At 73.2% G+C, this 24,575-nt stretch carries 23 protein-coding genes and 2 tRNA genes; 17 read left to right on the forward strand and 8 right to left on the reverse strand.

Annotated elements, in window-relative coordinates; genetic code table 11:
- The first annotated feature begins 104 nt into the window (after positions 1-104).
- From JT723_RS32460 to JT723_RS32475, 4 genes are all read left to right on the forward strand, one after another.
- Positions 105-1,208 carry an SDR family oxidoreductase gene (locus JT723_RS32460; protein WP_205048459.1) on the forward strand — a complete coding sequence of 368 codons (1,104 nt, stop codon included), beginning with the start codon at positions 105-107 and terminating at the stop codon, positions 1,206-1,208.
- A gap of 115 nt (positions 1,209-1,323) precedes the next feature.
- Positions 1,324-1,776: a molybdenum cofactor biosynthesis protein MoaE gene (locus JT723_RS32465; RefSeq protein WP_372441403.1), complete on the forward strand. Its 453-nt coding sequence runs from the start codon at positions 1,324-1,326 to the stop codon at positions 1,774-1,776.
- Between the two features lie 203 nt (positions 1,777-1,979).
- Positions 1,980-2,198, forward strand: a complete 219-nt coding sequence (locus JT723_RS32470) for a hypothetical protein (RefSeq protein WP_205048487.1) — start codon at positions 1,980-1,982, stop codon at positions 2,196-2,198.
- Between the two features lie 95 nt (positions 2,199-2,293).
- Positions 2,294-3,379, forward strand: coding sequence for a YlbL family protein (locus JT723_RS32475; RefSeq protein WP_205048461.1), 1,086 nt, complete (start codon positions 2,294-2,296; stop codon positions 3,377-3,379).
- 9 nt (positions 3,380-3,388) lie between these two features.
- Here JT723_RS32475 and JT723_RS32480 read toward each other — a convergent pair whose 3' ends face one another.
- The gene (locus JT723_RS32480) at positions 3,389-3,946 is read right to left on the reverse strand and encodes a PPA1309 family protein (protein WP_205048462.1); all 558 of its coding nucleotides are present in this window, start codon (positions 3,944-3,946) and stop codon (positions 3,389-3,391) included.
- Positions 3,947-4,081: 135 nt separating this feature from the next.
- On the opposite strand from JT723_RS32480, the gene JT723_RS32485 reads away from it, so the two are divergent.
- The 5 genes from JT723_RS32485 to JT723_RS32505 all read left to right on the forward strand — a co-directional run bounded on the left by JT723_RS32485 (position 4,082) and on the right by JT723_RS32505 (position 11,468).
- A complete protein-coding gene (locus JT723_RS32485) occupies positions 4,082-6,997 on the forward strand; it encodes a UPF0182 family membrane protein (RefSeq protein WP_205048484.1) in 2,916 nt (971 codons plus the stop codon).
- A 42-nt stretch (positions 6,998-7,039) separates the two neighbouring features.
- Positions 7,040-7,113 (forward strand) — tRNA-Met (locus JT723_RS32490).
- Between the two features lie 169 nt (positions 7,114-7,282).
- On the forward strand, positions 7,283-9,187 hold the full coding sequence (locus JT723_RS32495; RefSeq protein WP_205048463.1) for a tetratricopeptide repeat protein: 1,905 nt from the start codon (positions 7,283-7,285) through the stop codon (positions 9,185-9,187).
- Between the two features lie 734 nt (positions 9,188-9,921).
- Positions 9,922-9,995: transfer RNA gene (locus tag JT723_RS32500), tRNA-Met, on the forward strand.
- Between the two features lie 117 nt (positions 9,996-10,112).
- On the forward strand, positions 10,113-11,468 hold the full coding sequence (locus JT723_RS32505) for a hypothetical protein (protein WP_240166544.1): 1,356 nt from the start codon (positions 10,113-10,115) through the stop codon (positions 11,466-11,468).
- Here JT723_RS32505 and JT723_RS32510 read toward each other — a convergent pair.
- Complete coding sequence (locus tag JT723_RS32510; protein ID WP_205048464.1) at positions 11,438-11,848, reverse strand: Fur family transcriptional regulator; 411 nt, start codon at positions 11,846-11,848, stop codon at positions 11,438-11,440. The two genes, JT723_RS32505 and JT723_RS32510, sit on opposite strands and share 31 nt — an antisense overlap.
- Before the next feature lie 143 nt (positions 11,849-11,991).
- Here JT723_RS32510 and JT723_RS32515 point away from each other — a divergent pair, with 143 nt between their 5' ends.
- Positions 11,992-13,452, forward strand: a complete 1,461-nt coding sequence (locus tag JT723_RS32515) for a catalase (RefSeq protein WP_205048465.1) — start codon at positions 11,992-11,994, stop codon at positions 13,450-13,452.
- 81 nt (positions 13,453-13,533) lie between these two features.
- On the opposite strand, the gene JT723_RS32520 is transcribed toward JT723_RS32515, so the two are convergent.
- Positions 13,534-13,926 (reverse strand): CBS domain-containing protein, encoded by a 393-nt coding sequence (locus JT723_RS32520; RefSeq protein ID WP_205048466.1) that lies wholly within the window; start codon positions 13,924-13,926, stop codon positions 13,534-13,536.
- A 131-nt stretch (positions 13,927-14,057) separates the two neighbouring features.
- Positions 14,058-14,855 (reverse strand): histidinol-phosphatase, encoded by a 798-nt coding sequence (gene hisN, locus JT723_RS32525; protein WP_205048467.1) that lies wholly within the window; start codon positions 14,853-14,855, stop codon positions 14,058-14,060.
- Between the two features lie 147 nt (positions 14,856-15,002).
- On the opposite strand from hisN, the gene JT723_RS32530 reads away from it, so the two are divergent.
- Positions 15,003-15,635 (forward strand): TetR/AcrR family transcriptional regulator, encoded by a 633-nt coding sequence (locus JT723_RS32530; protein WP_205048468.1) that lies wholly within the window; start codon positions 15,003-15,005, stop codon positions 15,633-15,635.
- Positions 15,636-15,670: 35 nt separating this feature from the next.
- On the opposite strand, the gene JT723_RS32535 is transcribed toward JT723_RS32530, so the two are convergent.
- The 4 genes from JT723_RS32535 to JT723_RS32550 all read right to left on the reverse strand — a co-directional run bounded on the left by JT723_RS32535 (position 15,671) and on the right by JT723_RS32550 (position 19,372).
- Positions 15,671-15,994 carry a DMT family transporter gene (locus tag JT723_RS32535; protein WP_033171775.1) on the reverse strand — a complete coding sequence of 108 codons (324 nt, stop codon included), beginning with the start codon at positions 15,992-15,994 and terminating at the stop codon, positions 15,671-15,673.
- Between the two features lie 133 nt (positions 15,995-16,127).
- Entirely contained in the window at positions 16,128-17,144 is a 1,017-nt protein-coding gene (gene rsgA / locus JT723_RS32540) for a ribosome small subunit-dependent GTPase A (protein ID WP_205048469.1), read from the reverse strand.
- A 3-nt stretch (positions 17,145-17,147) separates the two neighbouring features.
- Positions 17,148-18,479 (reverse strand): 3-phosphoshikimate 1-carboxyvinyltransferase, encoded by a 1,332-nt coding sequence (aroA, locus tag JT723_RS32545; RefSeq protein ID WP_205048470.1) that lies wholly within the window; start codon positions 18,477-18,479, stop codon positions 17,148-17,150.
- Positions 18,480-18,658: 179 nt separating this feature from the next.
- Positions 18,659-19,372, reverse strand: coding sequence for a M50 family metallopeptidase (locus tag JT723_RS32550; protein WP_205048471.1), 714 nt, complete (start codon positions 19,370-19,372; stop codon positions 18,659-18,661).
- A 111-nt stretch (positions 19,373-19,483) separates the two neighbouring features.
- Between JT723_RS32550 and JT723_RS32555 the strand changes: the two genes are divergently transcribed.
- The 6 genes from JT723_RS32555 to JT723_RS32580 all read left to right on the forward strand — a co-directional run bounded on the left by JT723_RS32555 (position 19,484) and on the right by JT723_RS32580 (position 24,479).
- A complete protein-coding gene (locus tag JT723_RS32555; RefSeq protein WP_205048472.1) occupies positions 19,484-20,299 on the forward strand; it encodes an SOS response-associated peptidase in 816 nt (271 codons plus the stop codon).
- Positions 20,299-21,021 carry an alpha/beta hydrolase family protein gene (locus JT723_RS32560; protein ID WP_205048473.1) on the forward strand — a complete coding sequence of 241 codons (723 nt, stop codon included), beginning with the start codon at positions 20,299-20,301 and terminating at the stop codon, positions 21,019-21,021. The genes JT723_RS32555 and JT723_RS32560 overlap by 1 nt, the downstream gene beginning before the upstream one ends.
- Before the next feature lie 294 nt (positions 21,022-21,315).
- Positions 21,316-21,981: a sigma-70 family RNA polymerase sigma factor gene (locus JT723_RS32565; RefSeq protein WP_372441404.1), complete on the forward strand. Its 666-nt coding sequence runs from the start codon at positions 21,316-21,318 to the stop codon at positions 21,979-21,981.
- A complete protein-coding gene (gene rsrA, locus JT723_RS32570; protein WP_205048475.1) occupies positions 21,978-22,262 on the forward strand; it encodes a mycothiol system anti-sigma-R factor in 285 nt (94 codons plus the stop codon). Before JT723_RS32565 ends, rsrA begins: the two co-directional genes overlap by 4 nt.
- 284 nt (positions 22,263-22,546) lie before the next feature.
- Entirely contained in the window at positions 22,547-23,161 is a 615-nt protein-coding gene (locus JT723_RS32575; RefSeq protein WP_205048476.1) for an HD-GYP domain-containing protein, read from the forward strand.
- A 313-nt stretch (positions 23,162-23,474) separates the two neighbouring features.
- The gene (locus JT723_RS32580; RefSeq protein ID WP_205048477.1) at positions 23,475-24,479 is read left to right on the forward strand and encodes a tetratricopeptide repeat protein; all 1,005 of its coding nucleotides are present in this window, start codon (positions 23,475-23,477) and stop codon (positions 24,477-24,479) included.
- The last annotated feature ends 96 nt before the right edge of the window (positions 24,480-24,575 follow it).

A 24,575-nucleotide genomic window follows, 5' to 3' on the forward strand; every position in this document is an offset into this window, starting at 1 on the left:
ATGGGCTGTACCTCCAAGCCTAGACACCTGTCCGGCAGGATGGCTGCGTACGTCGTAGCAGGTACAGCTGAGTACGCAACTGAGACAACCGTGGGAGACACCCGGTGAGTTCCCCAGAAGCACACGTTCGCCCAGAGCGGAGCGCCGCCAGGAGCGCCGCGGGACCGGTGGTCGCGATCACCGGCGCCGCCTCGGGAGTAGGCCTCGCGCTGGCCTCCCGGCTGGTTGATTCCGACCAGGTCAAGAAGGTCGTGGCGATCGACGAGCGGCGCGGGGACCTGCCGGGGGCGACCTGGCGGGTGCTCGACGTCCGCGACCCGGCGATCGCCGAGAAGCTGCGCGGCGCGGACGTCGTGGTGCACCTGGCGCTCGACCTGGACCTGGAGTCCGACGCCAAGGCGCGGTCCGCCTTCAACGTGCGCGGCACCCAGACCGTGCTGACCGCCGCCGCGGCGGCCGGCGTGCACCGGGTGGTGCTGTGCACCTCGGCGATGGTCTACGGGGCGCAGGCCGACAACGACGTGCCGCTCGCGGAGGACGCGCCGCTGCGGGCCACCTCGGAGGCCAGTTTCGTGGACGACCTGCTGGAGATCGAGCGGCTGGGCCGCAGGGCGCCGCGCGCCCACCCCGGGCTGAACGTGACGATACTGCGGCCCGCCGTGCTGGTCGGCGGCACCGACACCGCGCTGACCCGCTACTTCGAGTCGCCGCGGCTGCTGGTGGTCGCGGGCAGCCGGCCCTGCTGGCAGTTCTGCCACGTCGAGGACCTGGTCTCCGCGCTGGAGTACGCGGTGCTGGAGAAGGTCGACGGGGAGATGGCGGTCGGCTGCGACGGCTGGCTCGAACAGGAGGAGGTCGAGGAGCTGAGCGGAATCCGGCGCATGGAGCTGCCGCCGGCCATCGCCTTCGGCGCCGCCTCCCGGCTGCACCGGCTCGGCCTGACGCCGTCGCCCGCGGGCGACCTCGCGTACACGATGCACCCGTGGGTGGTCAGCGGCAGCCGGCTGCACGAGGCGGGCTGGCGGCCGAAGTGGACCAACGAGGAGGTGCTCGCCGAGCTGCTCGAAGAGGTCGCGGGCCGTAATTCGGTGGCCGGGCGGCGGCTGGGCCGCAAGGACGCGACCACGCTGGGCGCGGCCGGTGCCACGGTCGCCCTGGTCGGCACCGCCGCGCTGGTCCGCAGGGCGCGCAGGCGGCGCGGCATCTGAGGCCGGGGCCGTACCCCGGGCCGTACCGCAGGCTGTACCGCCGACCCCGGCGCCGCAAACAGCGCGGCCGCCGATAATGGAAGGCCCTTTCCGTATCGCGGGCAGATGAGGCAGCATGGGCGGCATGGCATCCACCGACGACTCCGGCCCGATCAGGCTGCTGGCCGTCCGCGACACACCGCTGTCGCTGGACGAGGTCTTCACGGCGGTCGGCGACGACGCGGCCGGCGGCACCGCGCTCTTCGTCGGGACGGTACGCGACCACGACGGGCACGGCGGCGCCGCGGTCACGGGGCTGGCCTACTCGGCGCACCCCTCGGCCGAGCAGGAGCTGCGCCGGGTCGCGGAGAAGGTCGCGGCCGACTTCCCGGTCCGCGCGCTGGCCGCCGTGCACCGGGTGGGCGACCTGCGGGTCGGCGACCTCGCGGTGATCGTGGCGGTGTCCTGCGCGCACCGCGGCGAGGCCTTCGCGGCCAGCCGCCGGCTGATCGACGACCTCAAGAGCGAGGTGCCGATCTGGAAGCACCAGACCTTCGCCGACGGCACCGAGGAGTGGGTGGGCTGCTGAGCCGCCGGGGCCGAGCCTGCCCAGAGCCGCTGTGCCGTCCAGTGCCGCTGAGCCCGGCAGAGCCGCCGAGCCCGCCGGAGCCGCTGAGCCCGGCAGGGGGAATTCCGGTTGCGTAACCCCGTGGCCCGGCAGAGCGTTGACCCGTTGAGTCGTTAATCTGCTCATAGGTCCGTTTTGCTGGTGTGTGGGGTCGGGAGTTCACTGTGGCAGCACTCGCTTGGTTGCTCATTCCGCTGGTCGGTGTCCTGGTCGCCGTGGTCTGGGCACGCTGGGCCGCCCGTGCCCGCTCCACCGCCGACGGCGCCTCGCTCGCCGGCTACGAGCGGTTCCGTACGGCCATGCAGCCCGGCGAGGCGCCGCCGCTGCGGCTCAAGGAGGGCGAAGCGGGCGAGTCGGGCGCGACCGACGCCGAGCCTGTGTGAGGCCTGTGCCCCGCCGGTGGGCGCGGCCCTTTCGGCGTACTCGTCCGGACTCACCCGGGGAGCCGAATCGCCGGCCGGTCACGTACTGTCGTTCCATGCCCAGCCGTACCGCGACGCTGCTCGCCTCGACACTGACGCTGATAGCGCTGCTGAGCGTCGCGCTGCTCGTGCCGACCCCGTATTCGGAGATGTCGCCGGGTCCCACGGTGAACACCCTGGGCACCTACGGCGGCGACACCGTGATCCAGATCTCGGGGCGCAAGACCTACCCGGCCGACGGGCACCTGAACATGACGACGGTCCGGGTCACCGGCGCCGACTACCACATGAACCTGATCGAGTCGGTCTTCGGCTGGCTGCGGCACGACGACAAGGTCGTCGAGCACGACACGCTCTACCCCAAGGGGCAGACCGCCGAGCAGGCCGACCAGCAGAATGCCGAGGAGTTCACCCAGTCGCAGGACAGCGCCAAGGTCGCGGCACTCGACGAGCTGCACATCCCGGTGCCCTCCCGGGTCATCGTGGGCGCGGTCGTCAGCCGCGGCGCCTCGCAGGGGCTGCTGCACGCCGGTGACGTGATCAAGGCGGTGGACGGCACCAAGGTCGCGCAGGCCGACGACGTCGCCAAGCTGGTCACCAAGCACCAGCCGGGCCAGCAGGTGGTCTTCACCGTGGTGAACGCCGCCGACGCCAAGGGCAGGTCGGCCGACGGGCTGCCCACCCACCAGGTGACGATCACGACGAGGAAGTCCGCCGACGACGGGCCGAGCCGCGCGGTCGTCGGCATCCAGGCCGGCGTCGAGCACCTCTTCCCGTTCCCCATCGACATCAAGCTCGCCGACGTCGGCGGCCCCAGCGCCGGCATGATGTTCGCGCTGGGCATCGTGGACAAGCTCACACCCGGCGACATGACCGGCGGCAAGTTCGTGGCGGGCACCGGGACGATAGCCGACAACGGGGACGTCGGCCCGATCGGCGGCATCAGCCTGAAGACGATCGGTGCCCGCGACAAGGGCGCCCAGTACTTCCTCACCCCGGCGGACAACTGCGGCGAGGCGTCCAAGGACGTCCCGCACGGCCTGACGCTGGTCAAGGTCAAGACCCTGGACGACGCCATGGCCGCGCTGGCGGACATCAAGTCGGGCAACACCGCGGACCTGCCCAGCTGCACCAAGAGCTGACCGGGCGGGCTACGCCTCGAAGGTCGCCTTCAGCGCCGTCGCGAGGCCGGGCACCAGGTCGGCGCCGGTCAGCACCTCGGAGGCGGTGTCCTTCTCCCGCAGCCGCACCGCCGACTCCCGCGCGCCGTCGCGCAGCACCGCGACCGTCATCCGCACCTCCTGCCGCTCCGGGTGCGCGGCCACCCACGACGCCAGGGCCGCGTCGTCCAGGTCGTCGGGGATCGAGGCCTCGGCGGACGGCGGCAGCATCAGCCGCTCCACGGTCAGCGCGCAGCCGGCGATCACCTCGGGCCAGGCGATGGTGGCGAGGAACTCGTCGAGCGCCGTGCCGGACGGCAGCTCCTCCTGCTCGATGGGGGTCAGGGAGCCCGCCGCGCTCTCCTCGCCGATACCGAGCTGGTCGGCGAGCCCCGGCTCCTGGCTGCGCAGCTGGGCGGTGTCGACAAGGGCGAACAGCCGGGCCGGCTGGTCCCAGCCGAGGCCGGCCGCGTACTCGTCGATCTCCAGTACGGCGCGGGTCAGCGGGTTCGCCGCGAGGGGTGTTCCGTCGGTCGCAATGTTGGACATGGTGGGTATCCTCCCCCTTCCCCCGCCGGAATCGGGAACCGGCCAAAGCGTGGTGAAGTTGCATCTGTGGGAGTCCGACCCGGGACACCGCAGAAAACGCTGACATTTCGAGGTGCGCAACCCTTGGTATTCCAGATGCCGGACCGCGGCGAAGGGGCGGCAGGACCCAGCGGCACAAGAGCCGGACGCCCCTCCCGCAGGGTCGTCGCGCTGATCGTCGTGCTCGGCGTCCTCGCCGTGCTGCTCGTCGGCTTCGCGACCTTCGCCGGTCTGTGGACGGACTGGCTCTGGTACCGCTCGGTCCACTACTCCTCGGTCTTCTCCACCATGGCCTGGACGAAGATCGGGCTCTTCGTCGTCTTCGGGCTGTTCATGGCCGGAAGTGTCGGCTCCTCGATGTACCTGGCGCACCGGCTGCGCCCGCCGCTGAGCGCGATGTCCAGCGAGCAGCAGAACCTGGACCGCTACCGGATGGGCATCGCGCCGTACAAGACCCGGGTGCTGCTCGGGGTCAGCGCGGTCGTCGGGCTGATCGCCGGCGGCTCGGCCGCGACCCAGTGGCGGCTGTGGCTGCTCATGGTCCATGCCACGCCGTTCCACACCAAGGACCCGCAGTTCCACAAGGACGTGTCCTTCTACACCTTCGACCTGCCCTGCTACCGCTTCCTGCTGAGCTTCGGCTTCGCCGCGGTGATCCTCTCGCTGATCGCCGCGACCGCGGTGCACTACCTCTACGGCGGCCTGCGGATCACCTCGCCGGGCGCCCGGGCGACGTCGGCGGCCACCATGCACCTGGCGGTGCTGCTCGGCCTGTTCGTGTCCCTCAAGGCGGTCGCCTACTGGCTGGACCGCTACTCGCTCGCGGTGCGCTCCAGCGGCTTCAGGAGCGCCGACAAGTGGACCGGGCTGCGCTACGTCGACGCCAACGCCTACCTGCCGGCCAAGACGATCCTGTTCTTCATCGCGGTGATCTGCGCGCTGCTCTTCTTCGCCACCCTGTGGCGGCGTACGTGGTCGCTGCCGACCATCGGTTTCGGCCTGATGGTGCTCTCGGCGATCCTGATCGGCGGCCTCTACCCGGCCATCGTGCAGAAGTTCCAGGTGCTGCCGAACGAGGCCGCCAAGGAGGCCCCCTACGTCCAGAAGAACATCGACGCCACCCGGGCCGCGTACGGCCTGACCAAGACCGAGGTGACCCCCTACCCGGGCAAGCCCTCGGCCGCCACGCAGGCCGCCGCGGGGAGCCCTGCCGCCGCCGGCACGCTGCGGGCCGACGCGGACGCCTCGGCCAGCCTGCGGGTCCTCGACCCGAACGTGGTCTCGCCCACCTTCCAGCAGCTCCAGCAGGGCAGCGACTACTACCAGTTCCCCTCGACGCTGGACGTCGACCGGGCGTCGGCCGGCGGCACGGGCCAGGACAGCGTGATCGGCCTGCGCGAGCTGAACGTCAAGGGCATACCCCAGAACAGCTGGATCAACGACCACTTCAAGTACACGCACGGCTACGGTGTCGTCGCCGCCAAGGGCAGCGAGGTGACCAGCCAGGGCACCCCCTCCTTCACCGAGCAGGGCCTGCCGGGCGGCGCCGACGCGGGCGGCGTCCAGCAGCGGATCTACTTCGGCGAGCAGACCCGGCAGTACTCGATCGTCGGCGGCCCGACCCCGGAGCTGGACTACGCCGACAAGGGCCGCGAGACGACCACCGCCTACGCCGGCAAGGACGGTGTCAGCCTGCGCAACCCGCTGACCCGCGCCGCCTACGCGGTCAGCTTCGGCGAGCCGAAGATCCTCTACTCGGGGGCCATCGGCAAGGACTCCAAGATCCTCTACAACCGCACACCCAAGGAGCGGGTGGAGGCGGTCGCGCCCTGGCTGACCATCGACGGCGACCCCTACCCGGCGGTCGTCGGCAAGAAGGTGGAGTGGGTCGTGGACGCCTACACCACCAGCAACAGCTACCCGTACGCCTCCCGCACCACCCTCGGCGACACCACGGCCGACTCGCAGACCGACAGCCAGCGCTCGGTGGTCGCCCGGCAGAACCAGGTCAACTACATCCGCAACTCGGTCAAGGCCACCGTCGACGCCTACGACGGCACGGTGACCCTCTACCAGTGGGACACCGAGGACCCGGTGCTCAAGACCTGGATGAAGGTCTTCCCGCACACGGTCAAGCCGAAGGCGGACATCCCGGCCGACCTGCTGGCGCACCTGCGCTACCCCGAGGACCTGTTCAAGGTGCAGCGGGAGATGCTCTCGACCTACCACGTCACCAAGGCGGCCGACTTCTCCAGCGGCAGCCAGGTCTGGGCGGTGCCCGACGACCCGGCGGCCAAGGCGGGCAAGGCGGTGCCGCCGTACTACATGAGCCTGCGGATGCCCGGCCAGAGCGCCAAGTCCTTCTCGCTGACCACGACCTTCACCCCCAGCGGGCAGAACCGGCTGAGCGCCTTCATGGCGGTCGACGCGGACGCGGCCAGCAAGGACTACGGCACCATCAGAGTGCTGCAACTGCCCACCAGCCCCACGGTCGACGGACCGAAGCTGGTGCAGTCGAAGATCAACGCCAACAGCAAGTCCGCCCCGAAGATCAACGAGCTGAAACGCTCCGGCTCGGACTCCACCGTCGAGTACGGCAACCTGCTGACGGTGCCGCTGGACGGCGGGCTGCTCTACATGGAGCCGGTCTACGTGCGCACCACCGGCGTCGACTACCCGCAGCTGGCCAGCGTGGCGGTGCTCTACGGCAACGAGATCACCTACCAGCCCACGCTGTCGGCGGCGCTCGACGACCTGTTCGGCCCGTCGGGGGCCGACCCGTCGGCCAAGACGCCGGAAGCGCCACCGCCCGCCGCCAAGGCGCCGCCTTCGGCCGCCAAGGGCGACCCGGCGCTGCACCAGGCGCTCGCCGACGCGCAGAAGGCGTACGAGGACGGGCAGGCGGCGATGAAGAAGATGGACTGGGACGCCTACGGCGAGGCGCAGCAGCGGCTGGGGGACGCGCTCAAGCGGGCGCAGGCGGCTTCGCAGACCGCCGCGAAGAAGGGCTGAACGGGTGACACCCCGCGTCGTGGTACGGTTGGGACACAACGACGCGGGGTGGAGCAGCTCGGTAGCTCGCTGGGCTCATAACCCAGAGGTCGCAGGTTCAAATCCTGTCCCCGCTACTGCATGAAGTAGGCCCGAAGTCAAGTGACTTCGGGCCTCTTCGCTTGTTCGGGTGAAGCCGGAGCAACGGTGTTTGGCATGCCGTCATGTCGGGAAGTCGACAAAACGCTGTAGAGACCAAGTGGGTTGCGGTATACCAGGTGTACGCCGGTAGCAGGTGGTGCGACGATGGAGCTCATGGGGGATGGTGCAAGGCTGCTGAACGCTCGTCAGAACCGTGGTCGCCATGGTCCGGCGGGCGACCTGGCGCTGCCCGCCGCAGCCGCGGCCGTGCCGGTGCCCGCACCCGCGGAGCCGGCCGTGCTGCTGCCCGCACCCCGCGAGGGCGACGCGGTCGCCCTCCCCGACCTGGTCCCCGCACTGCCCGCCGACCTGCCCGACGAGGACGCGCTCGCGCTGCGCGAGGAGGCCGAGATCGAGGCCCGCCACCGGCGGGCCGCCGAGCACGGCGACCCCTTCGCCATGAGCGCGCTCGGCACCCTGCTGCTGCGCCGCGGCGACCTCGACGGCGCCGAGCCGTATCTGCGCGAGGCCGTGCAGCACGGCGACCGTGCCGCCGCCAACAACCTGGGCCTGCTGCTGCACCAGCGCGGTTACGCCGACGAGGCGGCCGGCTGGTGGCGGATCGCCGCCGTCGCCGGCTCCGCGCCGGCCGCGCACGCACTCGGCCGGCACTACCGCGAGCGCGGCGACGAGCCAGGCGCCGAGTACTGGCTGCGCCAGGCCGCGGAATCCGGCCACGCGCTGGGCGCCTACGCGCTCGCCGACCTCCTCGACCACCGGCGTGACGCCGGCGCCGAGCGGTGGTTCCACGCCGCCGCGGAGCACGGCCACCGCGAGGCCGCCTACCGGCTCGCCCGCTACTGCGCCGAGCGCGGCGACACCCACGAGGCCGAGCAGTGGTACCGGCAGGCCGCGGCCCGCCGCCACCGCAGGGCCGCGCTGCGGCTCGGCATGCTCCTCGAAGAGCGCGGCGAGACCAAGGAGGCCGGGCACTGGTACCTGACCGCCGCCCGCGACGGCGAGGCGCGGGCCGCCTGCGCGCTGGCCTTCCTGCTGCGCGACGCCGGCGACCTCGACCAGGCCGCGACCTGGTGGCGCCGCGCCGCACAGGCCGGCGACGGCAACGCCGCCAACGCGCTCGGCGCGCTGCACGCCCAGGAGGGCGAGACGCAGACCGCCGAGCGCTGGTACCGCGCCGCCCTGGAGGCCGGCGACGTCAACGGGGCGTACAACCTCGGCCTGCTGTGCGCGGGCCAGGGCCGTACCCCGCAGGCCGAGCAGTGGTATCGCAAGGCCGCCTACGCCGGGCACCGCGAGGCCGCCAACGCGCTCGCCGTCCTGCTGCTGCAGCACGGCGACGCGTCCGGGGCCGAACCGTGGTTCTCCAAGGCCGCGGAGGCCGGCAGCATCGACGCCGCCTTCAACCTGGGCATCCTGCACGCCGGCCGGGACGAGGCGGACGCCGCCCGTGGCTGGTACGAGCGCGCGGCGGCGGCCGGGCACGCCGGTGCGGCGCTCCAGGTCGCCATAGCGCTCCAGCGCGAGGGCGACCACCACGGCGCCGAGCGGCACCTGCGCTGCGCGGCCGGCGGCGGAAGTCCTGAGGCGGCCTTCCGCCTCGGTGCGCTGCTCGACCGGCGCGAGCGGGAGCAGGGCGAATCCGAGGTCATGGCCTCGGAGGCCGACGAGTGGTACGAGCGGGCGGCCCGGCAGGGCCACCGGCGTGCCCAGGTGCGCCTGGGCATGACCGCGGCGCAGCACGGCGACGTCGAGCAGGCCGCGCACTGGTACCGCCTCGCGGCGGAGGCGGGCTCACGCAACGGGGCCTTCAACCTCGGCCTGCTGCTGGCCCGCGAGGGCAGCGAGTCGGAGGCCGCGCTGTGGTGGACACGCGCGGCCGAGGCCGGGCACGGGCGTGCGGCCCTGCGCATGGCGCTGCTCTCTGCCCGCCACGGGCGTCTCACGGACGCCCGCGCCTGGTGCGACAAGGCCGTGGCCTGCGGCCCGGCCGAAGTCGCCGAACGCGCCACCCGCCTGACGGCAGCCGTCAACCAAGAGCTCTCCGCATAGAGGGTGCCCTTACGCGGAGGGGGTTCGCTTCCGCTGGCCACGCCGGCTGCACGGCCCCCTCCGGCCAGGGATGCGCTTCCGCGGGCCGCGGTGGCTTGCGGGGTGCCTCTTCGGCGGGGCCGAGCCATCCGCTGGCCGCGGGGGCTGAGGGGGGTGCCTCTGCGTAGGGCGGTGCCCCCCAGGGGCGCGGGGAACGGCGCGCTCAGCCCCCGCCGGGGCGCGGGTCGTCTCCGTCCGAAAGGGGCTGTTCGGTCCGTGCCGGACCACCGGCGGGTGGTGGGTTGCGCGCGCAGTTCCCCGCGCCCCCGGGGTTGTGGCGGTCCGTCGCCACGTGCCGGTGGGCGGGGGTTGGTCGCGCCGTTCCCCGCGCCCCTGAAGTGCGCCGCCGGCCGCGGCGGCACCGCCTGACCCTGGCGGGGGTGCCCTTGCCCGGGAGGGCGCCACCCAGGGGCGCGGGGAACTGCGCGCTCAGCCTCCCCCAGCGCTTCGCCTGGGGGTGCCCCCACTCGCTTCGCTCGCCGGCGGGTGGTCCGTCTCCGGACGGAAGAGCCCCTTTGGGTCGGTGACGACCCGCGCCCCGGTGGGGGCTTGGCGCGCAGTTCCTCGCGCCCCTGAAAAACGCTCACCGCCCTGCGCAAGGGCGCCGCTGGGGGTGTGGGGGCGTCGATCAGGCACCCACCTGGGAAGGGATTTGCGTTGATCGATTCGCGCGGGCTATCGTGAAGGCACAACGACGCGGGGTGGAGCAGCTCGGTAGCTCGCTGGGCTCATAACCCAGAGGTCGCAGGTTCAAATCCTGTCCCCGCTACTGCGAAGAAGAAGGCCCGGAGGCTCACGCCTCCGGGCCTTCTTCTCGTTCGGGCAAAGTCCGGCCGGATCGGGTGGGGGGCGGGGCGGGGGCGGGGGATGCTGGGGGGAGGACGAGGTGACGGGTCCTCAGGAGGCGGGATTGTTGCGCAGACGGCGCGGGCGCAGCCCGCAACACGGGGGACCGGAGGTCAGCGGACGCTGGGACGAGTGGTGCGCGGCGGCCGGCAGCGGGCGGGCCGCCGAGGCCGAGGTGCTGCTGGCCCGCCTGGCGGCGCTCCCCGCGCAGGGGTCACCGCACGAGCGCGCCGCGGCCCTGGCGGCGCTGACCGCGGCGCCGCCGAGGCTGCTGCTGCTCCTGGACCGCGCGGCCAGGAGCCCGGGTGCCGCCCAGGCGGGCGGCAGCGATGTGCTGGGCCTGCTGCTGCGCTCGTTCGCGGCGGACGGCCGGGTGCGGGAGGCCGCGGTGGAGGGCCTGGCGGGCTGCGGGGGGCCGGCGGCGGTGGCGGGGCTGGCGCTGCGCTGCGCCGACTGGGTGGACGCGGTCAGGGCGCGGGCGAGGGCGGCGCTGCTGGTGCGCAGCGCCCCCGAGGAGGTGGCGGCGGCGGTGCGGGTCCTGCTGCGGCTGGCGGACCGCAGCCGTACGGGTGCGCTGCTGGCGGAGTACCGCGGCCTGTTGTGCGGGGCGCCGCACCGCAGGGCGGTGCGGGTGCTGGTGGCGGACTCCGACCGGGCGGCCCGCCGTTTCGGTGTGGCGCTGGCGCTCGAACTGGGCGAGTACGCCCGCGGGGACCTGCTGCGTACCGCGCTGCGGGACCGCGACCAGGTGTGCCGCACGCTGTGTGCGCAGCGGCTGCTGGACCTGGAGCCGGACCAGGCGGGCCGGCTGCTGCTGGCCGGGGACGCGGCGGTGCGGGAGCTGGCGGTGGCGGCGCTGCCCGCGGACGTGCCGGCGACGCGGCTGGTGGCGCCGCTGGCGGACCGGGCGCGTATGGTCCGGGTGACGGCCCGCTGGCAGCTGTACGGGCGCGGTGAGCCGCCGTCGGCGGTCTACCGCAGGCAGCTGGGCCGGGCGGGCAGGTCGACGCCGGTGCGGCTGCTGGCGGGCCTGGCGGCGGGTCTGGGGGAGTGCGGGGACGCGGCCGACGTGCCCGCCCTGATGCGGCTGCTCGACCAGCGCAGGGCGGCGCCGCCGATGGTGCGCAGGGCCGCGGTGCGTGCGGTGGGGCGGCTGGCGCCGCAGGGGGAGCTGGTCGGGCTGCTGGGCCCGCTGGCCATGGACCCCGACCCGGGCGCGGCCCGGGAGGTGTTCGCGGCGCTGGCGGCCCGTGCACCTGACGAAGTGCCGGTGGAGATCCGCTGGATCGGCAGTGTGCGCCCTGAGGCGGCGGTGCGCCGGGCCGCGGCCCGTATCGGAGGGGTGCACCCGCGCCCGGCGCGGGCCTACGAGCAGTCGGGGCACAGCCCCCGGTAGGTGACCTCGGCGGCGGAGACGGTGAAGCCGAAGCGCTCGGCCGCGGGGAGCGCGGCGAGCGGGTCGCCGTGCGGGTGGACGTCGCGGACGGTGCCGCAGCCCGAGCAGACCAGGTGCTGGTGGGGGCGGTGGGCGTTGGGGTCGTAGCGCTTGGCGCGCCCGTCGGTGGCGACCTCGACGACCTCGCCGATGCTGACCATCTCGCCGAGGGTGTTGTAGACGGTGGCGCGGGAGATCTCCGGCAGCCGTGCGATGGCGCGCGCGTGCACCTCGTCGGCGGTCAGGTGGACGTGGTCGCCGTCGAGGACCTCGGCGACGACCCGCCGCTGGGCGGTGAGCCGCCAGCCGCGTTCGCGCAGGCGTTCCAGCAGGTCACTCATGGGGATCAGCCTACCAGCGGGAGTCCGGGGTGCGAACAGGTCCGCAACTGACCCGCTTCTTGACTTAGACGGAGTCCAATGTACGATCGGGTCCGGTATCAGCCACTGGGGCAGCCGACGACGCCGAGGGCAGGGAGACGTACGTGACGGTTCAGGAGACGGGTCCGCTGACCACCGAGGCCGGGGCGCCCGTGGCGGACAACCAGAACAGCGAGACCGCGGGTCCTGCGGGGCCGGTGCTCCTGCAGAGCCAGCACCTGCTGGAGAAGCTGGCCCACTTCAACCGGGAGCGGATCCCGGAGCGGGTGGTGCACGCCCGCGGCGCCGGCGCGTACGGCACCTTCACGCTGACCCGCGACGTGTCGCAGTGGACCCGGGCGGCCTTCCTGTCCGAGGTCGGCAAGCAGACCGAGACCTTCCTGCGCTTCTCGACCGTCGCGGGCAACCTCGGCTCCGCCGACACCGTGCGCGACCCGCGCGGCTTCGCGCTGAAGTTCTACACCGAGGAGGGCAACTACGACCTCGTCGGCAACAACACCCCGGTGTTCTTCATCAAGGACGCCCTGAAGTTCCCCGACTTCATCCACACCCAGAAGCGCGACCCGTACACCGGCTCCCAGGAGGCGGACAACGTATGGGACTTCTGGAGCCTGAGCCCGGAGTCCACCCACCAGGTGACGTGGCTGTTCGGCGACCGCGGCATACCGGCGACGCTGCGCCACATGAACGGCTACGGCTCGCACACCTACCAGTGGAACAACGAGGCCGGCGAGGTCTTCTGGGTCAAGTACCACTTCAAGACCGACCAGGGGATCAGGAACCTCACCCAGGCCGAGGCCAACCGGATCGCCGGTGAGGACCCCGACCACCACCAGCGCGACCTGCGGACCGCCATCGAGCGCGGCGAGTTCCCCTCGTGGACGGTGCAGGTGCAGGTGATGCCGGCGGCCGACGCCGCGGCGTACCGCTTCAACCCGTTCGACCTGACCAAGGTGTGGCCGCACGCGGACTACCCGCCGATCGAGATCGGCCGGCTGGAGCTGAACCGCAACCCGGAGAACGTCTTCGCCGAGGTCGAGCAGTCGGTCTTCTCGCCCGCGCACTTCGTGCCCGGCATCGGCCCCTCGCCGGACCGGATGCTGCAGGGCCGGCTGTTCGCGTACGGTGACGCGCACCGCTACCGGGTCGGCGTCAACGCCGACCACCTGCCGGTCAACCGCCCGCACGCCACGCAGGCCCGCACCCACGCCAGGGACGGCTACCTCTACGACGGGCGGCACAAGGGCGAGCGCAACTACGAGCCGAACAGCTTCGGCGGCCCCGAGCAGACCGGCCGCCCGCTGTGGGAGCCGGTCGAGGTGTCCGGGGCGACGGCGTACGGCGCGGCGCCCGTGCACGCCGAGGACGACGACTTCGGGCAGGCCGGCGCGCTGTACCGGCTGATGTCGCAGGACGAGCAGGCCCGGCTGGTGGAGAACCTGGCGGGCTTCATCGCCAAGGTGTCGCGGGACGACATCGCGGCCCGTGCGGTGGACAACTTCCGCCGCGCGGACGAGGACTTCGGCAAGCGTCTGGAGGTCGCGGTCCAGGCCCTCCGCGGCTGACCCGGCGCTTGACCGAGAGGCCGGAGGGGCCGGACGCCATGGGGCTCCGGCCCCTCCGTCGCGCCTGGCCCGGCGGCGGAGTCAGGCCGGGATCGCGGACTTCAGCGGCGCCCAGCAGCGGATGATGTCGCGGACCGAGACCACGCCGACCGGGTCGCGGCCGTCGAGGACGATCAGATGGCGGAAGCCGCCGTGCAGCATGGCGGTCGCGGCCTCCTCCAGGGTCCACTGGGGGGCGGCGAAGACGACGTCGGTGGTGGTGTGGGACTCGGCCAGCTCCTGGTCGGGGCTGAGGCCGGAGCCGATGGCGTTGAGCACGTCGCGCTCGGTCAGAATGCCGAGTCCGCAGGTGTCGGTGTCGAGGACGATGGCCGCCCCGACCCGGCGGGCGGACATCAGCTGGGCGGCCTGGCGGAGGGTGTGGGCGGGGCCGATGGTCAGAACCACCGTGCTCATCGCGTCGCGGACCAGCATGGGCAGGCACCTCCTGGTGGTGTGTGCAGCCGTTCCGTGAACGGATTCACAAATTCACAAGCGGGAGTACCTTCATAGTCACACGCGTCCCTGCGGTGGGCAAGGGTGCATGCACAGCGAGTAGTCCGAGGTCAGGAACCGCCGAGGTAGCCCAGGAGGTCCTCGTGCAGCAGCCCGTTGGAGGCCGCGGCATTGCCGCCGAAGGGACCGGGCTCGCCGTCGAGGGAGGTGAAGCGGCCGCCCGCCTCCCGGACGATGACGTCGTTGGCCGCCATGTCCCACAGGCTCAGCTCGGGCTCGGCGCAGATGTCGACCGATCCCTCGGCCACCATCATGTACGGCCAGAAGTCGCCGTATCCGCGGGTGCGCCAGCAGTTGCGCGACAGGTGCAGGAAGCCGTCGAGGCGCCCCTGCTCCTCCCAGCCGCTCAGCGAGGAGTAGGCGAAGGACGCGTCCTCCAGCCGGCTCACCCGCGACACGTGCAGCCGGGTCGCGGACGACAGGCTGCGCCCGGTGTAGGCGCCGCTGCCCTGCGCCGCCCACCAGCGGCGGCCCAGCGCCGGGGCGGACACCACGCCCACCACGCCCTCGTCGCCCTGCTCGCCGCGTACCACCAGCGCGATCAGGGTCGCCCACACGGGCACGCCCCTGACGTAGTTCTTGGTGCCGTCGATGGGGTCGACGATCCAGCGCCGGGGCCCGCTGCCCTGGCTGCCGTACTCCTCGCCGAGCACCGCGTCCCGCGGCCTGGCACGGCCCAACTGGCCGCGGATCAGCTCCTCGGCCTCCTTGTCCGCCTCGGTGACCGGCGTCAGGTCCGGTTTCGTCTCGACCTTCAGGTCGAGGGCCTTGAAGCGGGCCATGGTCGCGGCGTCGGCGGCGTCGGCCAGCACATGGGCCAGCCGGAGGTCGTCGTTGAAGTCGGGCATGGGCCGAACAGTAGCGCGGCGCGGTGCGGGCCGGGCCGACGCGGGACCTTGACAGACCCCGGCGCCGCGTCAATTCTCCGAGGACGGCCGTCCGTCCGCCACACCGCCACCCTCGCGGTGGCCCGGAGGCACCGCCTGGAGGCACCGATGCCTACCGTGCGAGACGCACTCATGGACGCGGCCTTCGCCGCGCTCGGCGAACGCCCCTGGGAGGCGGTCAGGATGGCCGAGGTCGCCGCCGCCGCAGGGGTCTCGCGGCAGACCCTCTACAACGAGTTCAGCAGCAAGGACGGCCTGGCCAGGGCGCTGGCCCGGCGCGAGGCCGACGCCTTCCTGGCCGGCGTGGACCGCTCCTTGGCCACCGCCCGCCGCGCCGGCGCGGACGCGGGCGAGTGCTTCGCCGCCGCCGCGGGCTGGACGCTGCGCTCGGCCCGCCGCAGCCCGCTGATCCGCGCGGCCCTGACCCAGTCCCCGCCGCCGGGGCCGCCGGCCGCGGAACCGCCGCGGGCGCACACCAGGGCGGCACCGGAGGCCGGCCGCGGCACGGGCAGCCCGCTGGTCGACGCCATGCACGCGCGTACGGTCGAGGCGCTGGTCCGCGGCTACCCACGGCTGCGCCCCGAGGACATCGGCTGGGCCTGTGAGGCGGCGCTGCGGCTGACCCTGTCGTACGTGATCGCGCCGGCCGCCGACGACCGGGAGTCGTGCCTGCGGATCGCCCAGCTGGTGCGCAGCCTGCTGTCGTGGCCTGCCGGGCCGTCAGCGCGGCCGGTTCCGTAGGGCGTTGCGGGTGCCTGGCGCGGACCGCCGTGGCGTCAGTGCGAGGAGCCGGAGATCTGCAGGCCGATGACGCCGACCAGGACCAGGGAGATCGACACGAGCTTGAGGGCGCTGACCAGGTCGCCGAGGAAGGCCATGCCGTAGATCGCGGTGCCCGCCGCACCGATGCCGGTCCACACCGCGTAGGCCGGGCCGACGTCGAGCTTCTTCAACGACAGGGTCAGCAGGCCGAAGGAGCCGAGCGCGAAGACGCAGAACGCGATGGTGGGCCACAGCCGGGTGAAGCCGTGCGACAGCTTGAGGCAGACCGCGAAGCCGGTCTCGAAGAGACCCGCGACCACCACCAGAAGCCAGGCCATCCGGGCGCCTCCGTTTCGGCTCGTTCGGCTCGTACCGCTGCTGCCCCGCCCGGCCGTCGGTCCGTGCACCGGCGGGTGCGCTGTCGATCATCACACAGCGGACCGGGGAAGTGAGGCCGCCCAACCGTACCGGTCAGTCCCCCTCGCGGCGCTCCCGGGTCGCCAGCAGCCGCCGCAGCGAGTCCAGCCGGGCCGGTTCCGCATGGCCTCCGGCCACCCAGGCGTCCAGTGCGCAGTCCTTCTCGTCGTGCGAGCAGCCGCGCGGGCAGTCCTCGGTGCCGGGCTCCAGGTCGGGGAAGGCGTGGATGACCCGGGAGGGGTCGATGTGGTGCAGCCCGAAGGACCGCACCCCCGGGGTGTCGATCACCCAGCCCGCCGCGCCCTCGGGGCCGTCGCCGGGTAGCGGCAGCGCCAGGGCGGAGGTGGTGGTGTGCCGGCCGCGCCCGGTCACCGCGTTGACCACGCCGGTGGTCCGCTGACGCTCCACCAGCGCGTTGACCAGGGTGGTCTTGCCGACGCCGCTGTGGCCGACGAAGGCGGTGACGCGGCCCGCGAGGCGCTCGCGGATCTGGTCGACGCCGCCGGTCAGGAAGTCCTCCCGGTTGGTGACCACATAGGCCAGGTCGAGGGTGCCGTAGGTCTCCAGCAGCGGCTGCGCCGGCGCCAGGTCGGACTTGGTGAGCACCAGCAGCGGGTCGAGCCCGGCGTCGTAGGCCGCCACCAGGCAGCGGTCGATCATCCGGGGGCGGGGTTCGGGGTCGGCGAGCGCGGTGACGATGGCCAGCTGGTCGGCGTTGGCCACGACCACCCGCTCGAAGGGGTCGTCGTCGTCCGCGGTCCGCCGCAGCACCGACCGGCGCTCCTCGACCCTGACTATCCGGGCCAGCGTGTCCTTGGCCCCCGACAGGTCGCCGACCACCGCGACCCGGTCGCCGACGACCGCGGACTTGCGGCCCAGCTCGCGCGCCTTCATCGCGGTGACCTCGCGGTCCTCGACGAGCACGGTGAGCCGGCCGCGGTCGACGGTCAGCACCATGCCCTCGGCCGCGTCCTCGTGCTTGGGCCTGATGGTGGTCCGCGGACGGGTGCCCCTGCTGTTGGGGCGGACTCTGACGTCGTCCTCGTCCGGGTTCTTGCCGTAGCGCCGCACCTGTCAGCCCTGCCCCGCCGGCACGCCCAGCATCGAGGTCCACAGTTCGGGGAAGTCCGGCAGCGTCTTGGCGGTCGTCGCCACGTTCTCCACCCGGACGCCCTCGACGGCCAGGCCGACCACGGCGGCCGCGGTGGCCAGCCGGTGGTCCTCGTAGGTGTGGAAGTCGCCGCCGTGCAGCGGGCGCGGGCGGATCCGCAGCCCGTCGTCGGTCTCGGTGACGTCGCAGCCCAGCGCGCCCAGCTCCTTGGCCAGGGCCGCGAGCCGGTCGGTCTCGTGCAGCCGCAGGTGCGCGATGCCGGACAGCAGCGACTCGCCGTCGGCGAGCGCGGCGACCGCGGCGATCACCGGGGTCAGCTCGCCGACGTCGTGCAGGTCGGCGGTGATGCCCCGGACGCGGCCGGTGCCGCGGAAGGTCAGCGCCTGGTCGGTCTGCTCGTAGGAACCCCCCATGCGGGTGAGGATCTCGCGCAGCGCGTCACCCGGTTGGGTGGTCCTGCGCGGCCAGCCGGGTACGGTCACCTGGCCGCCGGTGACCAGGGCGGCGGCCAGGAAGGGCGCCGCGTTGGACAGGTCGGGCTCCACCGTGAGGTCCCGGCCGAGCAGGGCGCCGGCGGTGACCCGCCACACGTTGCGGGCGCCGCCGTCCTGCGGGGCGTCGACCCGGGCGCCGGCCTTGCGCAGCATGTCGACGGTCATCCGGATGTGCGGCACGGACGGGAGCGTACGTCCGGTGTGCCGTACTTCGAGGCCCTTGTTGAAGCGCGGCCCGGACAGCAGCAGGGCGCTGACGAACTGCGAGGAGGACGACGCGTCCACGTCGACCGCCCCGCCGGTCAGCGACCCCGCGCCGTACACGGTCAGCGGCAGCGACCCCCGGCCCTCGTCGTCTATCCGCGCACCGAGGCTGCGCAGCGCGTCGATCACCCCGCCCAGCGGGCGCTCGTAGGCGCGCGCGTCGCCCTCGAAGCGGACGGGGCCGTCGGCGAGTGCCGCGACCGGCGGCAGGAAGCGCATCACGGTGCCCGCGTTGCCGACGTCCACGGTGGCCGGGCCGTGCAGACCTGCGGGGATGATGCGCCAGGCCTCGCCGCCGTCGGGGTTGACGGTCTCGTCGATCTGCACGCCCATCGCCCGCAGGGCGTCGGCCATCAGGACGGTGTCCCGGCTGCGCAGCGGGCGGCGCACCCATCCGGGTTCCGCCGAGTGCGCGGCCAGCACCAGGGCGCGGTTGGTCACCGACTTCGATCCCGGCACCGTGACGGTCGCGTCCACGGCACCGGGCGCGGTGGGGGCGGCCCACCAGAGGGGGGAGTGCGCGGCGCTGTCGGTCATGAGGCCCAGCGTAGTGGTTCGGGTACGGGGAGATAAGTCGGCGAATGAGCCGAAACCTCCCGGAAACCGAGGGTCACCCGAAGGCAGCCACGACCGGAATGTCTGATTCCGGGCTGCGGGGCGTCACCTCCTGGCCATCGGCGGGTGCCGCAGCCGGTGTCCCGGGCGGGCCGCCCGGGTCAGCGTGCCAGCAGCCAGCGCCCGCCGCCGACCAGCGAGCACAGCGCGATCCCGTAGAAGAACAGCAGCCACAGCGCGGCCGGCGTGCGGGTCAGCCGGGCCAGCTGGTCGGCGTCCGAGGAGCCGCTGCGGTCCCTGCGCCGGCTGCTCTGCAGCTCCGCGACCGGCCGGGCGCCGCCGGCCAGCAGGAACCACACCACCAGGTAGGCGAAGGCCGCCTGCACCTGCGCCTTGGTCAGCCACGACACCAGCAGGAAGAGCGCCCCGGTCAGCACCACGGTCAGCGCCCCGTACGCGTTGCGGATCATGACCAGCATCACCAGCAGCAGCGCGGTGGCCCCCCACAGCAGCGCGGTTATGTGCCCGGCCGCCAGCAGGGCCGCGCCCGCCAGGCCCAGCAGCGGAGGGGCCGTGTAGCCGGCCGCGGCGGTCAGGATCATGCCCAGGCCGTGCGGCTTGCCGCGGGAGACGGTCAGGCCCGAGGTGTCCGAGTGCAGGCTTATGCCGTCCAGCCGCCGCCCGCTCAGCAGTGCCACCAGGCCGTGCCCGCCCTCGTGCGCGATCGTGACCGCATTGCGCACGATCCGCCACACCCCGCCGGACAGCACCGCCGCCAGCGCGACCACCGCAGTGGCGCCGATCAGCCAGCGCGGCGGGTCGGCCTGCGTCCCGGTGAGCCGGTCCCACATCTCGCTGAGGTTCGCGACGTTCATTCGGCGCCCATTCCCTTTGCTCGTCCCGCCACGGCTCCGGCCGCGCGTTTTCTCGTACGTCCTTGCGATCCGGCCGCCGTCCGGCCCGGTGACCGTGGCAGTCTGGCACCCATGTGCGGTCGATATGCGGCGAGCCGGAAACCGGAAAACCTGACGGGCCTCTTCGGGGTCACGAAGTGGGAGCCCACCGAGGCGCTCGCCCCTGACTACAACGTGGCGCCGACGAAGGACGTCTATGTCGTACTGGACCGCCCGGTGCGGGACTCCGGTTCCCCCGAGCCGGTACGCCAGCTGCGGGTGCTGCGCTGGGGCCTGGTGCCGTCCTGGGCGAAGACCCCTGACGTGGGCGTCAAGATGATCAACGCGCGGGCCGAGACCGCGGCCGAGAAGCCGTCCTTCCGCCGCGCCCTGGCCGCCCGGCGCTGCCTGATACCGGCCGACGGCTACTACGAGTGGGTCACCCAGGCCGGCGAGCTCCAGCTGGAGCAGCAGGGCAGGCGCAAGCGGGCGCGCAAGCAGCCGTACTTCGTCACACCCGCCGACGGCTCGGTGATGGCGATGGCCGGGCTGTACGAGTTCTGGCGCGACCGCACCCTGCCCGACGACCACCCGCGGGCCTGGTGGACCACCTGCACGGTCGTCACGACCGCCGCGGAGACCGGCGAGCTGGCCGGCTACGACGGCCGCGGGCCGCGCGCCCTGGCCGACATCCACCCCCGCATGCCGCTGATGATCACCCGGGACAAGTGGGACGCCTGGCTCGACCCGGCCACCACGGAGCCCGACGCGCTGCGCGGCCTGCTCTCCCCGCCGCCCGAGGGCCTGATGCGGGCCTACCCGGTGGGCACCGCGGTGAGCAACGTCGCCAACAACGGACCCGAGCTGCTGGACGAGCTGCCGGCGCCCGAGGAGGAGACACTGTTCTGATGGCCGACCCGTCAGGAACATCCGCACCGCCCGCCCCGGTCCCCACCCGCACAGAGGAGGCCGCCACCCCCGCGGGCCCCGCCCGGATCACCTGGTACGGAGCGAGCCGCCCGCGCAGCGTGCTCGCCCTGGGGCACGGCGCCGGCGGCGGCATCGAGGCGCTGGACCTGGTCGCGCTGGCCGCCGAGCTGCCCGCGGCCGGTGTGGTCGTCGCCCTGGTGGAGCAGCCCTGGCGGGTCGCGGGCCGCAAGCTCGCCCCCGCGCCCGCCACCCTCGACGCCGGCTGGACCGCCCTGTGGCCCGCGCTGGCGGAACCCGGCCTGCCGGTCGTCGCGGGCGGCCGCAGCGCCGGCGCCCGGGTGGCCTGCCGCACGGCCGGGAAGCTGGGCGCCGCCGCCGTCCTGGCGCTGGCATTCCCGCTGCACCCGCCGGGCCGCCCTGCCTCCTCCCGGGCGGCCGAGCTGACCGCCGCCGCGGCAGCGGTGCCGCTGCTGACCGTGCAGGGCGGGCACGACCCCTTCGGCCGCCCCGCCGAATTCCCGCCGGGCCACGAGCCGGTGGAGGTGCCGCAGGCCGACCACGGCTTCGGTGTGCCCAAGCGGGCCGACATCACCGTGCAGCAGGCGCTCGCGGTGCTCACCGGGGCTGTCGCCGACTGGCTGGCGGGCCTGGGGCACGCGGCCCCGCGGGCGGCGGCCACCGCCCGTACGCCCCGGGAATGACCACCGGGGCGGCAGCGTTGTGCGAGGCGGAAGACGCAAGAAGCCAGTGACGACGCTTTGGCGATTTGGCGATTTGGCGAGAGAGGCATCCGCATGGTTTCAGCCGCATGCCGGCCCCGGGCCGAGGCAACCGCCCAGCAGGCGGCAGCCGCGCCGTTCGTGAACTGGGCCGACTGGCCCGTCGCGGGCGACGGCAAGGACGCAGGCAAGGGTGGACCAGGCGCGTCACTCGCCAGTGCAATATCCTCCGAGACGAGCGTGTCCGCTTTGGGGCTCGCTGGCGTTTCTGAGGAGGTGGGTCCGGTCACCGGCACCGACGACAGCACGGCGGAAACCGCGGGTGCGTCCGGTCAGGTATCGCAGGAGAGCAGCGCGGAGCGCACCGAGCGTTTCGAGCGGGACGCCCTCGGGTTCCTCGACCAGATGTACTCGGCCGCGCTGCGGATGACCCGCAATCCGGCCGACGCGGAGGACCTGGTGCAGGAGACGTACGCGAAGGCGTACGCGTCCTTCCACCAGTTCCGTGAGGGCACCAATCTGAAGGCCTGGCTCTACCGCATCCTCACCAACAGCTTCATCAACTCCTACCGCAAGAAGCAGCGTGAACCGCTGCGCAGCGGTTCCGAGGACATCGAGGACTGGCAGCTCGCCAGGGCCGAGTCGCACATGTCGACCGGACTGCGGTCGGCCGAGGCGCAGGCGCTGGACCACCTGCCCGACTCGGACGTGAAGGCGGCGCTGCAGGCGATCCCGGAGGAATTCCGCATCGCGGTGTATCTCGCGGACGTCGAGGGCTTTGCCTACAAGGAGATCGCGGACATCATGGGAACGCCCATCGGCACGGTGATGTCCCGACTGCACCGCGGGCGTCGGCAGCTGCGCGACCTGCTGGAGGACTACGCCCGTGACCGCGGGCTGGTCCCGGCGGGCGCGGGAAGTGAGAAGGGCGCGGATTCATGAGTTGCGGCAACGCGCATGAGACGGACTGCTCGGAGGTGCTGGGCCACCTCTACGAATATCTCGACAACGAGATGTCCGATGACGCATGTACGAAATTCAGGCAGCACTTCGACGAGTGCCACCCCTGCCTGGAGAAGTACGGGCTCGAACAGGCCGTGAAGAAGCTGGTCAAGCGGTGCTGCGGGTCCGACGACGTACCGACCGACCTGCGGTCGAAGGTCATGATGCGGATCGAGATGATCCGCGAGGGCGAGTCGTCGGCCGCCGAGCCGGCCTCCTAGGCCCTCCCTGCCGGTCGGCCGCCGCGCCACGGGGCTGTCAAGGCGCTCGTCACGCTGTCGCCCGTACGGGCGTATCGCCGGTGTTCCGCGGTGCCGCGGCGGGCGCCGCCCTATCGTTCTGAGCCCCGGGGGACCTCCCCCGGGGCCAGGGCTCCGATGGGGCCGCGTCCGCCGCGTGCTTGCCGGAGGAGGCCGCTCGCAGTGCCGATGCCGTGCGACGCCGTGTCCCGCCGCGCGGGCCGCGCAGAATCCTTTCTGCCCCGCCTGTGCCGCGAGCCGCGGCCATGAGCCTCATCACGGCGCTGGTCGCCGCCATGCAGCTCAAGGACCCGTACACACGCGGCCACGGCGACCGGGTCGGCCAGGCCAGCGCACTGATCGGCGTCGAACTGCGGCTCGCCGACGACATGGTGGCCGCGCTGCGGCTGGCCGGCACCCTGCACGACATCGGCAAACTCGGGGTTCCCGGAGGCCTGTTGCGCAAGCCCGGGCCGCTGACCGCCGCCGAGCGGGAGACCGTGCAGCGGCACCCCGGGCACGGCTACGCGCTGGTGCGCGGCTCCGAAGTGCCCGCGGTGGCCCGGGTGGCCGTACTGCACCACCACGAACGCCTCGACGGCCGCGGCTACCCGCACGGCCTGGCCGGGCGGCACATCCCCTGGCCGGCCAGGATCGTCGCCGTGGCCGACGCCCTCGACGCCATGACCTCCACCCGCAGCTACCGGCAGGCCCGCTCCGTGCCCGCCGCCCTGGCGGAGCTGCGCAGTTGCGAGGGCAGCCAGTTCGACCCGTCCGTGGTCGACGCGCTCGCCCGCGCGCTGGCCCGCCACCCCTGGCCCCCGCCGCCCCCGCCGCCCGCGCTGTACGCGGTCCGCGGCGGCCGGTCGGCGTCCCTGTAGGCCGTACGGGTGAGTCACACTCACCCGGGTGCCCTCACACACCTCACCTGGGCATGGTTGGATGCCCACGGGGATGGCAAGGAGGCAGGGTGAGGGCCGCCGCGGGACGCCGGTGGCCGACGAGCACGGGGTCGGGCTGAGACAGCGGCCAAAATGTGCAAGGTTGGTGTCGTACCGGCCTGTCCGACGGCGTGCGGGCGGTACGAGAAGGGGCCGCACTCAGGTGGTGCGAGTCCCCCCGGGGGACGTGATCGTGGTGCGGGAAGGCGACGTCCTGGCAGTGATCGGCTGAGCGGGCAGGCGGGTAACGACGTTGAAGATCTTCGGACGAGTGCGGCACCGGCCGTCGCCGACCTGGCGCCAGGCCACCGACCAGGCGTTCTCGCTGATCGACGACGGCCGCTACGACGACGCGGGCGCACTGCTGACCCGTGCCGCCGACCTGGAGCCGTGGCTGTCCGAGTCCTGGTACAACCTGGCGCTGCTGCACAAGTTCCGCCACGACTGGGCGCAGGCCAGGATCGCCGGGCTGCGGGCCGTCGCCCTGCTCGACCGGCCCGTCGGCGCCCCCGACTGGTGGAACCTGGGCATCGCCGCCACCGCGCTCCAGGACTGGCCGCTGGCCCGCCGCGCCTGGCAGGCGTACGGCCTGCGGATGCCGGCCGGCACCGGCTCGCGCAGCGGCGAGGAGTCCGCGCGGCTCCCGCTGGGCAGCGCGGCCGTACGGCTCTCGCCCGAGGGCGAGGCCGAGGTCGTGTGGGGCCGCAGGCTCGACCCGGCGCGGGTCGAGGTGCTCTCCATCCCGCTGCCCTCCTCCGGGCGGCGCTGGGGCGAGGTCGTGCTGCACGACGGGGTGCCGCACGGCGAGCGCGACACCGCCGCCGGGCACGGCGGCGGGTCGGTCTACCCGGTCTTCGACGAGATCGAGCTGTGGGCGCCCTCACCCGTCCCGACCTGGCTGGTGCTGCTGGAGGCCGACACCCCGGCCGACCGGGACGCGCTGGAACGCCTGGCGGCCGAGGCCGGCTATGCCGCGGAGGACTGGTCCTCCTCGGTACGCCTGCTGTGCCGCACCTGCTCCGAGAGCCGGATGCCCACGGACGACGGGACCGCGGCGCGCGACCCGCACGACCACGGTGAGCCCGGGCACCCCGGGCATCTCAGCCACCTGAGCGAACACGCTTCGGGTGATCAGTGGTCGCCCGAGCGGGAGTGCGGGGTCGCGGCCCCTGCGGGCCTGGTCCGAGGCCTTCTCGACGGGTGGGTCGCCGATTCTCCCGCTGCGCGGGCTTGGCGGGACCTGGAAGAAGTTTGCTGACCGGGGGTTCCCCCGACCTGCCCCTTTCCCCGGGTTCCGGGATCTTCTCCCGGTGGTGGGCTGGCCGCGCAGTTCCCCGCGCCTCTGAAAGCAGTT

The organism is Actinacidiphila bryophytorum, assembly GCF_016916835.1.
Taxonomy (GTDB): domain Bacteria; phylum Actinomycetota; class Actinomycetes; order Streptomycetales; family Streptomycetaceae; genus Actinacidiphila; species Actinacidiphila bryophytorum.